Annotated in this window: 14 protein-coding genes; all 14 read left to right on the top strand. The window is 38.7% G+C overall.

Annotated elements, in window-relative coordinates; all coding sequences use genetic code 11:
* Positions 1-430 precede the first annotated feature (430 nt).
* The 14 genes from F7731_RS15610 to F7731_RS15545 all read left to right on the top strand — a co-directional run bounded on the left by F7731_RS15610 (position 431) and on the right by F7731_RS15545 (position 16,894).
* Entirely contained in the window at positions 431-1,249 is an 819-nt protein-coding gene (locus tag F7731_RS15610) for a transporter substrate-binding domain-containing protein (RefSeq protein ID WP_151535712.1), read from the top strand.
* A 45-nt stretch (positions 1,250-1,294) separates the two neighbouring features.
* The gene (locus tag F7731_RS15605) at positions 1,295-1,951 is read left to right on the top strand and encodes an amino acid ABC transporter permease (protein WP_151535711.1); all 657 of its coding nucleotides are present in this window, start codon (positions 1,295-1,297) and stop codon (positions 1,949-1,951) included.
* Positions 1,952-1,989: 38 nt separating this feature from the next.
* Positions 1,990-2,718 (top strand): amino acid ABC transporter ATP-binding protein, encoded by a 729-nt coding sequence (locus F7731_RS15600; RefSeq protein WP_151535710.1) that lies wholly within the window; start codon positions 1,990-1,992, stop codon positions 2,716-2,718.
* A gap of 468 nt (positions 2,719-3,186) precedes the next feature.
* Entirely contained in the window at positions 3,187-4,803 is a 1,617-nt protein-coding gene (locus F7731_RS15595) for an amidohydrolase (RefSeq protein ID WP_151535795.1), read from the top strand.
* Positions 4,804-5,475: 672 nt separating this feature from the next.
* Positions 5,476-6,570, top strand: coding sequence for an ABC transporter ATP-binding protein (locus F7731_RS15590; RefSeq protein WP_151535709.1), 1,095 nt, complete (start codon positions 5,476-5,478; stop codon positions 6,568-6,570).
* Positions 6,571-6,582: 12 nt separating this feature from the next.
* A complete protein-coding gene (locus tag F7731_RS15585; protein WP_151535708.1) occupies positions 6,583-7,473 on the top strand; it encodes a carbohydrate ABC transporter permease in 891 nt (296 codons plus the stop codon).
* 16 nt (positions 7,474-7,489) lie between these two features.
* Positions 7,490-8,314, top strand: coding sequence for a carbohydrate ABC transporter permease (locus F7731_RS15580; RefSeq protein WP_151535707.1), 825 nt, complete (start codon positions 7,490-7,492; stop codon positions 8,312-8,314).
* Positions 8,315-8,439: 125 nt separating this feature from the next.
* Complete coding sequence (locus tag F7731_RS15575) at positions 8,440-9,780, top strand: ABC transporter substrate-binding protein (protein WP_151535706.1); 1,341 nt, start codon at positions 8,440-8,442, stop codon at positions 9,778-9,780.
* 64 nt (positions 9,781-9,844) lie between these two features.
* The gene (locus F7731_RS15570; protein ID WP_246197235.1) at positions 9,845-11,281 is read left to right on the top strand and encodes an MBL fold metallo-hydrolase; all 1,437 of its coding nucleotides are present in this window, start codon (positions 9,845-9,847) and stop codon (positions 11,279-11,281) included.
* Complete coding sequence (locus F7731_RS15565; protein WP_151535705.1) at positions 11,274-12,842, top strand: bifunctional metallophosphatase/5'-nucleotidase; 1,569 nt, start codon at positions 11,274-11,276, stop codon at positions 12,840-12,842. The genes F7731_RS15570 and F7731_RS15565 overlap by 8 nt, the downstream gene beginning before the upstream one ends.
* A gap of 467 nt (positions 12,843-13,309) precedes the next feature.
* On the top strand, positions 13,310-14,479 hold the full coding sequence (locus tag F7731_RS15560) for a trans-sulfuration enzyme family protein (RefSeq protein WP_151535704.1): 1,170 nt from the start codon (positions 13,310-13,312) through the stop codon (positions 14,477-14,479).
* A gap of 142 nt (positions 14,480-14,621) precedes the next feature.
* Complete coding sequence (locus F7731_RS15555; RefSeq protein ID WP_151535703.1) at positions 14,622-15,443, top strand: amino acid ABC transporter substrate-binding protein; 822 nt, start codon at positions 14,622-14,624, stop codon at positions 15,441-15,443.
* Between the two features lie 11 nt (positions 15,444-15,454).
* Positions 15,455-16,138, top strand: coding sequence for an amino acid ABC transporter permease (locus F7731_RS15550; protein ID WP_151535702.1), 684 nt, complete (start codon positions 15,455-15,457; stop codon positions 16,136-16,138).
* 12 nt (positions 16,139-16,150) lie between these two features.
* Positions 16,151-16,894, top strand: a complete 744-nt coding sequence (locus F7731_RS15545; protein ID WP_151535701.1) for an amino acid ABC transporter ATP-binding protein — start codon at positions 16,151-16,153, stop codon at positions 16,892-16,894.
* Positions 16,895-17,009: the final 115 nt, after the last annotated feature.

Raw genomic sequence — 17,009 nt, 5'->3', positions numbered from 1 at the left:
CTTTAATCTATTTTTGTTTATAATATACATATAATTCCGAAAAGTTATAATTTACAATTAATTATAGAATTACTATATAAACAATAATAAATTTAAGATTTTAAAGTATAAATAGTCCGGTGCGACATGAAAATTTATGAGAAAGATTTCCCTAAGATAATATGCAGAAAGCTACAGAAAATTAAGCATTGATTTAAAGGAATTCTCTAAAAATCTATTAAATATAATCCGGTTATTTACTGGTTTATATAAAACAAGTGTACTAGTAAAAGGAGGCTAATTAAGTTAGATGAGCTTTAATGTAAAAGGTAGGAGATGATTTCCGTTTGTTTCGAATCCACAGTTAAATTGCTAGTGGACAGGCCTTTAACTGTTGAACATCCCATGCAAATGGACATTCGTAATTATTCTTATTTGAGGGGGAAGTATGATGAGGAAAGTGTTGTTATTATTTTTAGTAATTCTTTTAGCGTTTATGACGGGGTGTACGAAAGATGCTGGTACAGGAGTAAGCGTCCCTTCAACGATTCAAAAAGTATTGGATAAGAAAAAGCTAGTGATTGGAACTTCTGCCGGCTATGCTCCTTTTGAGATGAAGGATAAAAAGGGAGATTTTATTGGTTATGATATGGACCTTGGCCGTGCGATAGGAAAAGCGTTAAATGTGGAAGTTGAATTCAGAGATTTTGAGTTTAGCGGTCTTATTCCCGCTCTTCAGACTGGAGAAATTGATTTGGTCATTTCGACGATGACGATTCGTGGAGATCGTGCACTTGCTGTTAGCTTCACCGATCCATACTACACATCAGGTCAAGTTCTTTTACTTCCCAAAACAGACACCACTACGAAAGGCTGGCAAGATTTAGACAAAAAAGGCAAAAAGATTACAGTCTCCCAAGGGTCAACTAGTGCTCTTTTAGCAAAAGAGCTGTTTAAAAATGCTGAAGTTCTTGATTTTGAAGGCTTTACTAATGCTGCATTGGCTGTGAAGCAGGGGCAAGCAGATGCTGTCGTTGGCGATGACCCAGCCGTTCGCATGTATGAATCTCGAAATAGTGACTCGATTCGCGGAATTTATGAATTACTGTCAAGCGAAAACCTTGGTATAGCTGTTCAATTAAATGATCATGCGACTATTCAATGGCTTAATTCATTCCTTGCTTCTTATCGAAATGGTCTCGAAGATCAGAAATCGATCAACAAGTGGTTTAATTCTACCGATTGGCTTGACGAAGTTCAGGACAAATAAGAACGTTTTGTATGGAGGGGTTAGGGATGAGGAGGTTTAATAACGATGGGTAGCTCCGGTTGGGATGTTGTTACGGGTAATTGGGGTTTATTAATGAAGGGACTGCTAATCACTTTGGAGCTTTCGGCATTTGCGCTTCTATTAAGCATTCCCTTAGGAATATTGCTAGGTCTTTGCCGGGTTTCGAAAAATCGGATTATTTCCTCAATTGCGGTGAGCTATGTGGAATTTATCCGTGGCGTTCCATTACTCGTTCTGTTAATGTGGATGTACTTCGTGTTAGGGAAATTTTTGAAATTGGGTCCTTTTTGGTCAGGCGTTATGGCATTAGGTATTTTTTCAGCTGCATTTATTGCGGAAATCGTTAGAGCTGGAATTCAAGCGATCCCTCGTGGTCAAATGGAAGCGGCCCGCTCTTCGGGCATGACAAGCATGCAAGCAATGCGCTTTATTATATTGCCGCAAGCATTTCGAAAAGTCGTACCTCCTATGGCATCTCAGTTTATTACATTGATCAAAGATTCTTCTCTAGTATCTGTCATCTCAGTCGTTGATTTAACACAAGTTGCAAAAAATTTAGTTGCTACATCTTTTAAAGCGCTAGAAGTGTGGACATCGATTGCAATCATATACTTCTGTATCACTTTTTTCCTTTCTCATATCATTAATAGACTAGAACGTCGTTATCGCGTATCGGATTAACTTTTCATTTTTAACTAAAATGCAAAGGGAGACTTCCAATGATTCAAATTAAACAAGTAAATAAAAATTACGGGAGTAACAATGTACTACAAGATATTAACTTGGAAGTACCAGAATCCCATGTATATGCCTTAATCGGACCCAGCGGGGCTGGGAAAAGCACACTTATACGCAGCATTAATGCACTTGAGAACATTCAGTCTGGTGAAATTATCGTAGACGGTACTTCTGTTCACGATAAACGAACGAACATAAACAAACTTCGTTCTGATATCGGCTTTGTGTTTCAATCGTTTAATCTGTATCCTCATTTGACCGCTCTTGAGAATGTGACCATTGCTCCTAAACAGGTGAAAAGAATTCCAAAGGATCAAGCGGTTGAAGATGCTAAAAAGTTACTGACATCATTAGGGCTAGGAGACAAATGTAATTCATTTCCAGGTCAGCTTTCTGGAGGCCAGCAACAGCGTGTAGCTATTGCTCGTGCCTTAGCAATGAATCCTACTGTCATGCTGTTTGATGAGCCTACTTCGGCACTTGACCCAGAAATGGTCAAGGAGGTGCTTGATGCGATTCGAGGTTTGGCATCAAGCGGAATGACGATGGTGGTCGTCACTCACGAGATGGGGTTTGCTCGAGAAATTTGTGATCAAATTGTCTTCATGGCCGATGGAAAGATTGTAGAAATAGCTCCGCCAGAGCATTTCTTTTCTAATCCAGAGACGGAGCGGGCGAAAGATTTTCTGTCAAAGGTGTTGAATCATTAAAAAGAGGAAAATGAATACGAATTATAGAGCAAATCAATAAATGAACAAATCCAGTTACTATGGAACGTTCATGACGCTCGTTTAGGAGAGTCACCCGTCAAAACGGACACTATGAATAAGTCATGAAACTCGCTTTTAGCGGACTTCAGGAAAAATGATCACTATGGGAGGTCCATGGCTCTTGATTTTGGTGGTCTCCAGACAAAACGGTTACTATGAATCGTTCATGGCACTCGTTTTTTGTGAGACTTCAGTTAAAACGGCAACTATGAACCGTTCATGGCATATGTTTTTACGAGATTTCAGTTAGAACGGCAACTATGAACCGTTCATGGCACTCGTTTTTAGGGGACTTCAGTAAAAATGGTCACTATGGTAGGTCCATGGCACTCGTTTTGGGTGGACCACGTACAAAATGGCCACTATGCAATGTTCATGACAGCAAATAATACAAGAGGAGAGTACGCTATGACAACAATTTTTACAAATGGACAGTTTTACACGCTTGATCAGTATCAGCCTTTAGTAGAAGCAGTTGTGGTCCAGGATGGAAAGATTACGGATATGGGAAGCCGTGATGATATGCTTTTACAATGGGGACGTCATGATGTAAAGATAAAGGATTTAGAAGGAAAAATGGTTACTCCAGGTTTAATTGATAGTCATTTGCATCTTTCCTCTATTGCTACTAAATTAATGAATCTCGATTTAGGAAAAATTGAATCAAAGGGTGAGCTGCTGCAAGCAATCAAGGAGCGAGTTGCCGAGATTCCTGCAGGGGAGTGGGTTCTCGGCAGAGGCTGGGACGAAAACCGTTTTGCTGGGGGCATTTTGCCTAATATCGAAGAACTCGACCTTGTTGCGCCACATACCCCTGTATTCCTGACAAGAGTTTGCGGCCATGTTTATTTAGCAAATACAAAGGCATTTGAATTAGCAGGGTATCATCGAGATATGAGCATCCCAGATGGTGGAACGGTTGTGCTTCATCCGCAAACAAAAAAGCCGACCGGTCTGTTGCTTGAAACTGCCTCAAAAATTATTGAAAGGCATATTCCTGAGCCGAGTTACGATCAGTATAAACAAGGCTTAAAAGAGGCGATCCAAATTGCTACGAGGTGTGGACTTACAAGTGTCCATACAGAGGACTTGCGAACCTTTGGTGGTATCGATCAAACATGGAAAATGTATGATGAACTATTAAACAACGAAAAGCTTGGTTTACGTTGTAATCTATTAATTTATTATCCTCATGTGAAGGAACTGGTTGAGCGTAAAATGTATGCTGGATACGGGAATGCTTCCTTGCAAATTGGTGCCGTCAAGTTTTTCGCTGATGGCAGCTTTGGCGGAAGGACTGCCCATCTGTCTTCTCCGTATAAGGATGATCCGGAAAATGCGGGAAGTGAAATCCACCACGTGGAAGAATTATACCGATTGTTCAAAGAAGCACGCGATGCGAAAATGCCAATAGCTGTGCATACGATTGGTGACCAAGCATTGGAAAATGTCCTCAACATGTTAGACCAATTTCCCAAAGTGGCTTTCAGGGATCGGATCATTCATACGTCTTTACTTCGCAAGGATTTAATGCATAGATTAAAAAGCCCTCATATTATTGCTGATATCCAACCGCGATTTATCGTCGGGGACTTCCCGTGGATTGCGGACCGAATCGGCTGGGAGCGTGCAAACAATACGTATATGTGGAAATCAATGCTAGACGAAGGCATCATGTGTGCAGGCGGATCCGATGCCCCGGTTGAACCTATTGAACCTTTGCTAGGCATTCATGCTGCGATTACTCGTCGTGCTCCACACGACACACATGACGGCTATAATCCAAGTGAGAAATTAACAATGGAAGAAGCATTGCGCATCTTTACGTATGGCGGTGCATTGGCGACTAATGAAGAAGCTGTAAAGGGAACTTTAACGCGAGGGAAGTATGCAGATATGACCGTGTATTCGCAAAATCTCTTCGATATCGAACCGGATGAATTATTGACCACCAATATTGAGCAAACAATTATTAATGGTGAGGTTTGCTACGAACGATCAGAAAACGAGCATGCCTATCTATAAATCTATTTAAAGCCGGTTAGCCCCTTGGAAGGCTGCCGGCTTTTTTGGTTAGATGCACTTTTCGAAAAAATCAACATAGATTAATTATAGAAAATATTAAATTAGAAAAATTTATTACATTCCTCAAAGGAGGGAGCAAGGATAAAAAGGCAGCGTCTATATCATTTTTTAAATATAATGCTTCCAGCAATAGCCATTATTAAGATTGGATATTTTTCTTTTACGGATGTGATTTTTCAACATACTGATCACAAATATTTCTTCATTTCACTAATTGTTCTTTATCCAGCTATTTTTCTAATACAAGGTGTAATAACGGCCATATTAAAAAGCAACATTTTCATTCCATTAGTTATTTCTATCCTCGGTTTTGTCATAACTATTTCATTATGGGCAAATAGCAGCGCACTTGGTTACGTTTTTGTATATATATTGTTTGCTTTATTAGGTTATGGGGTCACACGCTTATTTCAAAAAAGAAAAAGAACCAACTAAAATCAATTATAGAACATGAAAAGGGCCGGATTACATACAATCCTGCCTTTTTTCTTTTCTTTTACTTTTACTCAAAGATAACCATATCTTAACAATAACCTTACAAATGCTTCATATTACATAGAGGATCGGATGATATATTGAAATAGAAATGAAAAATACGTAGGAGGTCCGATCTTGGAAGTACAACTTAAAGATGTCACCATGCAATTTAATAATACAACAGCAGTTGATCGACTGAATGTGACGATCAAAGACGGTGAATTAGTTTCCATGCTAGGCCCTAGCGGTTGCGGAAAAAGTACAACATTATTTATGCTGGCCGGATTGTACAAACCAACGGCTGGAGAGATCTTTTTTGGAGATCGTCTCGTGAATAAAATTGAACCTGAACACCGTGAAATTGGAATGGTATTTCAAAATTATGCCTTGTATCCGCATTTAACTGTTTTAAAGAATATCATGTTTCCTTTAAAGATGAGAAAAGTACCTAATAAGGAAGCAGAAGAGTTGGCAAGAGAAATGGCAGCACTCGTGCAAATTGGTCATTTATTGGATCGTAAGCCTGGGCAATTATCAGGAGGGCAGCAACAACGTGTGGCAATCGCACGTGCATTAGTAAAAAAACCAAAAATTCTCCTCTTGGATGAACCTCTATCTAATTTAGATGCTAGGCTCCGTCTAGAAATGAGAGAAGAGATTAGACGAATCCAGCAGGAAGTCAAAATCACAACAATCTTCGTTACTCATGATCAAGAAGAAGCGATGAGTATTTCGGATAAGATTTTATTAATGAAGGATGGGAAGTTCCAACAGTTTTGTCCACCCGAAGAGATGTATGATTATCCAGATAATGAGTTTGTAGCTAGTTTTTTAGGAAGTCCGCCTATTAATCTATGTCCAGCTTCTATAATGGACAATTTAAAAGAAGTTTCAATTAGCGGAACCGGCGATGTTATTTCCCTGTCATCTCTATTGAAAACAAAGATTTCTCATGCTAGGCAAGTAATACTAGGGGTCAGACCAGAGGATTTTTATGTTGAAAAGGATGAAAATAAGCAAGGAATTCACGGAAAAACAATGATGGTCGAACGGATTGGCCGTGATCACTTGTTGAATGTCGAAGTTCAGAATAAAACGATTCGAGCGATTGTGTCTCCAGATTTTCGAATTGAGCGAGGAGATGTTGTTAAATTAGGCATTCTTCCTGGCCGTGCACATGTATTCGATGCTCATACTGGAGAAAGTTTGCTAGAAACTAAAACGGACTAGGAGGGAGCCTTGTTGAACGATAATCCAACTATTGGTAAAACGCTTAAAGCCTTGCTCTATTTAGCTCCCGCCTTGCTTATTATTATCACTTTTAATATTTATCCGATAATAAAGTCCTTTTTAATGAGCTTTTATACCGACTATGACTATTTTAAAGATATGGTATACGCGAGAGGATTAAGTAACTATCTTTATATTTTTAATGATCCAGAGTTTTGGCTTTCTATGAAAAATACAATGATTTTTGTCATTGGCGTAGTGCCCATTTCTATAATCCTTTCTTTAGGTATTGCTGTTTTATTAAATCAAAAGATTAAATTTAGAGGTTTTTTCAGAACAGTGTATTTTATTCCATTCGTTACGTCGGTTGTAGCGGTTTCCATCGTATGGCGCTGGATTTTCCATACTCAATATGGATTACTTAACTACTTTCTTGGATTTTTTGGCGTATCGCCAATTAAGTGGTTATCAGATCCTCATATGGCCATGCCAGCCCTTATCATTTTAGCGATTTGGAAGGGACTCGGTTATAACATTATTATCTTTTTAGCTGGGCTGCAGAATATTAATCAACAATACTATTTAGCTGCGAAAATTGATGGAGCATCATCGTGGCAACGATTTAAAAACATCACGGTCCCATTGTTATCATCAACGACATTTTTTATTTCGATTATATCGATTATCAACTCGTTTAAAGTGTTTGATGAAGTATTTGCATTATTTGGCGGGCAGCCTGGTCCTGCAAACAGTGCACAAACCGTTGTGTATTATATCTTTAATAAATTCTATGGAGAATGGGACTTTGGTGTTGCTTCAGCAGCAGCTTATGCTTTGTTTATCGTTATTTTTATCCTGACTCTTGTACAACTTTATGTAGGCAAACGTAAGGTTAATTATTAAAAAAGGAGGGAGAAAGGTGCAAAGGGAAGCTCTCTCGAAAGGCTTTATATATATATTATTAATTATTGGCGGTCTGTTAATGGTTTTGCCATTCGTATGGATGATTAGTACCTCTCTAAAAGCCCCAAATGAGGTCATGATTATGCCGCCAAAATGGATCCCAGCTATTTTTCACTGGGACAATTATACAACAGCGTGGGCAATGGCACCATTTGCTCGCTATACATTGAATAGTTTGCTTGTCGTCATAGCCAGTACACTAGGTGAGTTAATTACGACAATATTAGCGGCTTATGCCTTTTCTCGGATTAACTTTTATGGAAGAGATATTGCATTCTCTATTTTACTCGGAACGATGATGGTACCAGGGGAAGTATTGTTAATTCCTAACTTTGTCACACTCGCAAATTTAGGGTGGATTGATCAATACGAGGCTCTCATTATCCCATGGTTAGCGAGTATTTTCAGTATTTTTCTATTACGACAATTTTTCCTTTCGATTCCAAAGGAGTTATCATTTGCAGCAAAAATGGACGGGTGCAGTGATTTCCGATTTTTATGGTCCATCATGGTCCCCCTTGCAAAGCCAGCTTTAATCACGATTGCTTTATTAAAAGCAATTGGTAGCTGGAATGCCTTTCTATGGCCATTAATTGTCACAAGCTCAGAGCAAATGCGAACGCTCCCGGTTGGATTAACGTCATTCAGTACAGAATCAGGTACGATGTACGAGCTATTAATGGCAGCATCGACAATGATTATCTTGCCAATGATTATTTTATACATCATTTTACAAAAGTACATCATTGAAGGTGTTGCAAGAGCGGGCATTAAAGGATAAAGAACGTTTGAAAAGTCATATATGTGATCAACTATATGACTTTAAGGAGGTGGTGTTCCACCGTATAAAATTCCTGTAATAGGCAAGCTGCAATATTTGAAATAAGATAACGGAGGGTTTATTCAGTGAAAAGAGTCCTATTATTAGCCATATCAGCCATTTTAACATTTGTTCTAGCCGCTTGTGGAAATGGTTCATCAACAACGAATTCATCAAACAATGAAAAATCAAATTCAAAAAGTGAGCGAGCAAGTGGGATTACGACAACGATTGATAAACCAGTGACAATTGAATTTTGGCATGCCATGACCGGACATTTAGGTGAAACATTACAAAAAATGACGGATGATTTTAATAAATCTCAAGATAAAATCACTGTTAAACTTGTCAGCCAAGGGAACTATGGCGACCTTTCTAAAAAAGTAATGGCTTCTGCAAAAGCACATACATTACCTGTCATGTCTCAAGCTTATGAAGATTGGATGACACAATATATCCAAAATGATCTTATTACAGATTTAACTCCATATTTGCATGATGAAAAATATGGGTTGACAGACGAGGAGTTCAACGACATTGTTAAGGTTTTCCGCGATGCGAATACTTGGGACGGGAAATTATATGGCGTTCCATTCAACAAAAGTACAGAAATTCTTTATTATAATACAGATATGTTTAAGGAAAATAATTTAGAAGCACCAACAACTTGGGAAGAGCTTCGTCATGTTGCTCAAAAATTAACGAATAAAGATAAAAAAATTGTTGGGCTCGGACTTGAGAATTCAATCGGGACATCATTCCCTACATGGGTTAGACAAGCGGGTGGAACGTTCCTTGAAGAAGGAAGCAATAAAATTATGTTTCATTCACCAGAAGGAAAGGAAGCACTTGATTTCTTAAATGGTATGATGATTGATGGGATTGCACGATTAGCTGGAGAAGATGAATACATGTCTAACCCATTTGGTCGCGGGGACACAGGGATGTATATCGGCTCATCAGCTGGTATTCCGTTCGTGTCACAAGCAGCTGAAGGGAATATCAACTGGTCAGCGGCTCCACTTCCAAAAGGAAAAGAGGCAGCGACTTCTTTCCAAGGCACGAACATTACTGTATTTTCTTCTGCCACAGATGAAGAAAAATTAGCTGCATGGGAATACATGAAATTCATGACAAGCAAAGAACAAACTATTTTCTGGGCGAAAGAAACGGGATATTTACCTGTCCGTACATCTGCCCTAGAAGATCCAGCTTGGAAGCAATATGTTGAGGAAAACCCAGTATACGGAGTGGGACAACTTCAATTCGAATCTGGCTTTTACGATCCACGTCCAATCGGGGCTTTTGATATGAAGAATGCTGTATCTAAAGAAGTTCAATCTGTTCTTCTCGGCCAAAAAACAGTAGATCAAGGTTTAGAAGATGCAGCAAAAGGTGCACAAAACGCACTTGATAAAGCGAAATAATTTTATTAAACAAAGAGGAATCATGTATCGATTCCTCTTTTCAAATGAAGAAGAGGTGTTTTGGGTGACAACGTTCGAACAGACAAAGATTCGCTTTTGGGGCGGATTACGAACAATTGGCGGAACGATCGTGACAGTGGAATATAAAGATTCTAGAGTGGTGTTTGACTTTGGATTAAAATACGATCCTGCAACAAACTTTTTTGATGGAAAGCTAAAGTTGCGTACGACTTCGATTGTTCAAGATTATTTACGGTTAGGAATGATCCCAAAGATCGATGGTCTCTATTCCGATAAAGACTTAGCGGGAAATGAAGAAGTGATTCCTGCTGAATTAGACAAGCGGCAAACAGCTGTGATTATTTCCCATATTCATCTTGATCATATTGGTGCCATGGGAACGATTGCTCCTGAAATACCTGTTTACTTAACAAGCGACTCACTTAAGCTTTACCGTTCTCTTGATACAATCGGAGAAGGTGTACCAGGTAATCGAGAATATCAGCTTTGTGATTACGAACAGTCTTTCCGGATAGGAGAAATCACAGTCACCCCAATCCAAGTAGATCACGACGTTCTTGGGGCTTGTGCCTTCCATATAGAAACGCCAGAGGGATCTATTTTCTACACAGGTGATCTACGTTTACATGGAAACTATCCAGAGCGAACAGAGCAAATGATTCAGAAAGCAAAAGAGCGTGGTTTTGATGTTCTTATTATGGAAGGAACGACTCTAAGAAGTGTGGAGGAACATCGTGAGCCATTGGTTTCAACGAATAAACTTCCAGAGAATTTATTAACGGAAGCTCAATTACCGAGAAAAGTAGAAGAAGTATTGGAAGAAACGAATGGAATCGGCTGTTTCAATATTTACAATCGAAATATCGATCGAATTGAAGGTATTTTAACTGCAGGAAAAAATACAAAACGAACAGTTGTATTTGAGCCTGAAACCGCATATCTTGCATCTTTATTCATCCCAGACAGTGAATTCGCAATATATCTATCATCCGAAACGATAGCTGAAGTGAAAAACGGTTCTATATTAGAATGGAAGAAGTCTTTATTGGAACGATATGAAATATTGGATGCAAAAAAAATCAATGAACATCCTTCGCATTATTTCGTGCAGAATAGTTATGAGAATACAATGGAAATGTTTGATTTAAATGTAGCAAATGGTGTATATATTCATTCAAATGGTGTCCCATTAGGAGATTTTGATCCATCCTATCAAAACTTGCAAAATTTCTTAGAACGAATCGGCATTGAGCACGTTCTCGTTGGGACATCCGGTCACGCCATTCCGAATCACTTACAATATATTCTCGACGAATTCGACCCGGATTTCTTCATCCCACTTCATAGTTTTCATCCGGAACGATTAATTCCTAGGCGTGGCAGACAAGTATTGCCTGAGTACGGTGTCACATATTTGTTAATAAACAATGAATTAACGAAAATGATCGAAAAAGATAATGGAGTTGTAATTGGTGGATAATGAACAGTCAATTAAGATAACTATTCTTTGTACATCTGATATTCACGGAACCATTTATCCTATTCATTATGCAAATAACGAGCCAGTAGAATGGGGTTTTAGTAAGATTGCTACGAAAATAAAAATGGAAAAGGATAGAGACCCACATTTACTATTAATTGATAATGGCGATCTTATTCAAGGTTCGCCCTTAACGTATCATTATGCACAATTTTTAAGAGAACAAGAACAACCGATGGTACGTCTCCTAAATCAATTGGCTTATGATGCAGCCGTTATTGGCAACCATGAGTTCAATTATGGTCTTGAGTTCCTAGAACAAGCTATAAATGAATCTAAATTTCCATGGCTATCGGCAAATTTGCTTGATTCAATATCAGGTAGCCCTTATTTCGGTAAACCTTATATAATTAAAGAAGTAAAAACTGTGAAAATTGCCATCTTAGGAATAACGACACATTACATCCCAAATTGGGAAAAAGCTGAACATATTCAAGGGATTGAATTTAGTGACGCGCTGCAGGAGACAAAGAAGTGGGTTTCATATATTAAGGAAAATGAGAAACCAGATGTATTGATAGTTTCGTATCATGGTGGCTTTGAGAGGGATTTAGGAACAGGAGAGCCAACGGAAGTCCTATCAGGCGAAAATCAAGGATTTGCCATTTGTCAAGAAATCGAAGGAATTGATGTATTACTGACAGGGCATCAGCATCGAATGCTTACAGGTATGATAAATGGAGTAGAAATTATTCAGCCATCTTTTAAAGGACAGGCAGTAGGGAAAGTAACCTTAACTTTAAATAAAGAAAAAGAGATAGTTGCAAAAAACTCAGACTTGTTGTTGGTGGATGATGTTGAAGCGGATAGAGAGGTCCTTCAGCTTGCTGCATTGTATGAAGAAAAGACACAAAAATGGCTCGATACGCCGATTGGTATTTTAGACCACGATATGCTGATAACCGACCCGTTACAAGTTAGGATACAAGATCATCCGCTTATTGAATTCATTAACTATGTTCAAATGGATGTAGCAGGTGTAGAAATATCGAATACCGCATTATTCGATAATTCCTCACCGGGCTTTCCTAAAAATGTAACAATGCGGGATATTGTCGCTAACTATATTTATCCGAATACATTGACCGTTTTGCGTTTAACGGGACATGATATTAAAGCAGCGCTCGAGCAAAGTGCAAGTTATTTTACCATTGATCAAGCGGGAGAAATTGCCGTAAATCCCTCGTTTATAGAGCCAAAACCGCAACATTATAATTATGATATGTGGGAAGGCATCGAATACATTTTAGATATTTCCAAACCGATTGGACAACGTGTGACAAAATTACATTTTAAAGGTGAGCCTTTACACCTCGATTCCACGTTCGATGTCGTGATGAATAATTATCGTGCGACAGGCGGCGGTAATTATATGATGTTTAAAGACAAGCCCGTCGTGAAAGAGATTCCAATGGATATGTCAGAGCTCATAGCAAATTATATTAGGAAAAGAAAATATATCCAAGCTTCCTTGAATCAAAATTGGAAGGTCATTTGGTGACACATATTTATTATAACCGGTTAGCCTCTTTGAAGGCTGCCGGCCTTTTTGTAGTTCATTGCACACTTCACTTACATATTTCCTTATTAACACGTTCCTTGAAGCACTCATGATTGCATCATCCTATTCATTTTTCTGATCGGACATTTCGTCTACAGAGTTCGGTTGAACAGTACTTTAATCTCATGATAACGGACACTTTGACTTCCACATGCCCTTGAACTGCCCATTATAGCTATGATAACGGACACTTTAACTTTCACTCGCCCCTGAACTGTCCTTTAAGCCATGATAACGGACACAATGACAACAAAATGAATTTAAATATCTTTCTAAGCTCGAGGACATGAATTATATTTATAATCTTTTAGAACTAGTCATATATATTAATAATAATTGAAAAAAATCTAGCAGGAAGAATAAGAAACAAGCCGAATTACATAGTAAATTAAGGAGGAGTTGCGAAAATGAACTATTCATCAAAACTAGTAAATGTTAAAAAAGATCCAGGTCATGGCTCTCATATTTCCCCTGTATATATGACATCCACATTTGTTTTTGACAATGCGGAAATAGGCGCAAAACGGTTTGCGGGAGAGGACGAAGGTTTTATGTATTCCCGCCTTGGCAATCCAAATGTTCGCGAATTAGAAGAAAAAGTAGCAGAATTAGAGTTTGGGGAAGCTTGTCTTGCTTTTTCTTCGGGTATGGCAGCGATAACTGGATGCCTTCTTGGCATATTGCAAGCTGGTGATCATGTAATTGCGCATACAGATTTATATGGAGCGACACATGCTTTCCTAAGTACAACCGTCAAGAAATTTGGCATAGATGTTTCATTTGTTCCATTTAAAACAGGTGAAGAGCTTGAACCATTTATGACAGCTAAAACGAAGGTGATTTACTTTGAAACTCCATCGAATCCGAAACTTTCATTAGTCGATATGAAAAGTGTTGCAGATGTTGCCAAGCAAAAGGGAGCGTTAACAATCGTAGATAATACATTTTTATCGCCATATTTGCAAAATCCAATTTTATGTGGCATTGATATCGTCGTCCATAGCGCAACAAAATATTTATCAGGTCACGGTTATCTTATCGGCGGGCTTGTCGTTGCCAGTAAAGAAATTATTAACCCAATGAGGAAAGAAGTGCAAAAAACAATGGGAGCAACATTAGCCCCAATGGATGCTTGGCTTCTCTGCCAAGGAATACGTACATTGCATGTTCGGATGGATCGCTCCCAAGAAAATGCGCAAATTTTGGCTGAACGCTTGGAGAAACATAAAGCGATTGACCGAGTTTATTTTCCTGGACTTGCAAGTTTCCAAGACCGAAGTATTATGGGGAAACAAATGAAGGGTCCAGGGGCGATGATTTCCTTCGTTTTAAAAGGGGGCTATGAGCAGGGTGTCAAATTGATGAATTCCGTAAAGCTATGCACATTAGCTGTTTCTCTTGGTGATGTTGGTACCCTAATTCAACATCCGGCATCAATGACACATGCCATCATGCCGAAAGAGGAAAGAGAAAAAGCTGGTCTTTCTGATGGTCTCGTTCGTTTTTCTGTTGGGATTGAAGATGTTGAAGATATTTGGCAGGACCTTGAAATGGCATTAGATCAAAAGTCGGAATAATACCAAATTAATAATGAAAATGAATATTTCAATAGTTTAATTTAACGCTGTAAAGTATAATAGACAAAATAGTAAATAAAGTTATATTCTGGTAGATTCATACCGCTATTTTCTTCACTAAAATAAAGGGGGAATTATCAATATGAAAAAGGGTTTTAAATTATTCGTTTTCACGCTATTCGCAGCACTTCTGCTTGCTGCCTGCGGAAAGGCAGATAATCAAACAGCAGAGCAGACAAAAAATCAAGGAAAGGAATCGACCAATCTGCTCGAGCAAATTAAAAAAGATGGCGTTATTAAGATTGGGACAGAGGGCACATATGCACCATTTAGCTTCCATGATGCGTCAGGAAAATTGACAGGCTTTGATATCGAAATTGCAGAGGAAATCGCAAGCAGACTTGGAGTGAAAGCAGATTTTATCGAAACGCCATGGGACGGAATATTTGCCGGACTTGATTCAAAGCGATTCGATATGATCGCGAACCAAGTAGGCATTCGTCCAGACCGTCAGGAAAAATACGATTTCTCACAATCATATATCGTATCCAAACCATACTTAATTGTCCACGAAGACAATGACACGATTAAAACATTTGAAGATTTAAAAGGAAAAAAATCTGCTCAGTCATTAACAAGTAATTATCGAGATATTGCAGAATCTCATGGTGCGGAAATCGTTGGAGTTGAAGGATTTAACCAAGGAATCGATTTATTAACGTCCAAGCGGGTCGATGCTGTTGTAAACGATGGATTGTCTTTCCTTGATTATAAAAAGGAGAAACCTGATGCACCGGTCAAAGTGGTAGCAGAGCTTGAAGAGCCTGCAGTAATGGGAATTATGTTCAGAAAAGGGAATGAAGAGCTTGTAAAAGCAGTGGATAAAGCACTTTCCGACATGATGGAAGATGGGAAATATTTGAGCATTTCCGAAAAATATTTCCAAAAAGATGTTTCTAAATAAGGAGAAGTAGAATGATTGCTGATGAAAGATTGCAACGAATCATTGATATTATCCTAAGCTCCTTTTTACCGATGTTAAAGGCTGGGGTTGCATTTACCGTACCATTGACCCTGATTTCTTTCGTTTTAGGTCTCATTCTTGCTTTGCTCACAGCAATGGCACGAATTTCGGGAATTAAAGTTCTTGATGCCGTTGCTAGATTTTATGTATGGATAATTAGGGGAACACCGTTGCTTGTTCAACTGTTTATTATTTTTTATGGGCTCCCAAGCATCGGGATAACGATCGGTCCGCTGCCATCGGCTATTATCGGTTTTACGATTAGTGTTGGTGCTTATAATTCGGAGGTGATCAGAGCAGCTATCCTTTCTATACCAAAAGGACAATGGGAGGCAGCTTACTCAATCGGGATGAGCTATCGCCAGGCTTTAAGGAGAATTGTTCTTCCGCAAGCAACAAGGGTCTCGATTCCGCCACTGTCTAATAGTTTTATTAGCTTAGTAAAGGACACATCATTAGCGGCTACCATTACGGTGACTGAAATGTTCAGAGTGGCTCAGCAAATCACAGCAACAACCTATGAGCCATTGGTTCTCTATTGTGAAGCAGCCTTCATTTATTTAATGTTCAGTACCGTTCTTTCTTATGCACAAGGAAGAATGGAAAAACGACTAGATCGTTATGTAGCTAGCTAAGGGGGGATTCTTGTGATTGAGATAGCGAATCTGCATAAGCAATTTGGCAAAACAGAAGTATTAAAAGGAATTGACCTAAAAATCGCAGAAGGGAATACCGTTTGTATTATCGGGCCGTCGGGATCAGGAAAAACCACTTTATTACGCTGTTTGAATTTACTAGAAGAACCGACTAAAGGGAAGATCCAGCTTGGTGATTTCTCTTTAGAGTTTCAGGATCATAAGCGAATCCCAAAAGACACGGTCATCAAATTCCGACAACAAACTGGAATGGTGTTTCAAGGGTATAATTTGTTTCCTCATATGACGGCCGTAGAAAATGTAATGGAAGGTCTCGTCATTATTCGAAAACAAAGTAAGGAGGAAGCACGGACAAAAGCCCTGCACTTACTTGAAAAAGTTGGGTTAAAGGAGCGGGCTAACCATTATCCATTCCAGTTATCCGGCGGTCAGCAGCAACGCGTAGGGATTGCTCGAGCGATGGCGATGGAACCAAAAGTTCTGCTTTTCGATGAGCCAACATCCGCATTAGACCCGGAATTAGTTGGAGAAGTTTTGAAGGTAATGAAGGAACTCGCCAATGAAGGAATGACGATGGTGGTCGTCACCCATGAAATGAACTTTGCCCGTGAGGCAGCGGATAAGGTCATTTTCATTGATAAAGGGATCATTGTCGAGGAAGGGACTCCTCAACAAATTTTTGAACAAACGAAGAATGAACGAACATTGCAATTTTTAAATAAACTTATTTCGTAAGTAAAAAAATACTCTAATTGAATACAAGTGAAAAAACTGTATGATCCGTCTATTTGGATATACAGTTTTTTTACCCCCCTATTTAGAAAAAAATCCAATATAACATGACGAATAG

Source organism: Cytobacillus depressus, from assembly GCF_008923245.1.
GTDB classification, from domain to species: Bacteria; Bacillota; Bacilli; order Bacillales; family Cytobacillaceae; genus Cytobacillus; species Cytobacillus depressus.
The sequence above is the reverse complement of the archived record's forward strand: the minus strand, read 5'-3'. Positions and strand labels throughout refer to the sequence as shown.

What these genes read in the sequence shown, in the direction of transcription:
- F7731_RS15610 (WP_151535712.1), top strand. Translation starts at nt 431, where the DNA reads ATGAGGAAAGTGTTGTTATTATTTTTAGTAATTCTTTTAGCGTTTATG.
- F7731_RS15605 (WP_151535711.1), top strand. Translation starts at nt 1,295, where the DNA reads ATGGGTAGCTCCGGTTGGGATGTTGTTACGGGTAATTGGGGTTTATTA.
- F7731_RS15600 (WP_151535710.1), top strand. Translation starts at nt 1,990, where the DNA reads ATGATTCAAATTAAACAAGTAAATAAAAATTACGGGAGTAACAATGTA.
- F7731_RS15595 (WP_151535795.1), top strand. Translation starts at nt 3,187, where the DNA reads ATGACAACAATTTTTACAAATGGACAGTTTTACACGCTTGATCAGTAT.
- F7731_RS15560 (WP_151535704.1), top strand. Translation starts at nt 13,310, where the DNA reads ATGAACTATTCATCAAAACTAGTAAATGTTAAAAAAGATCCAGGTCAT.
- F7731_RS15555 (WP_151535703.1), top strand. Translation starts at nt 14,622, where the DNA reads ATGAAAAAGGGTTTTAAATTATTCGTTTTCACGCTATTCGCAGCACTT.
- F7731_RS15550 (WP_151535702.1), top strand. Translation starts at nt 15,455, where the DNA reads ATGATTGCTGATGAAAGATTGCAACGAATCATTGATATTATCCTAAGC.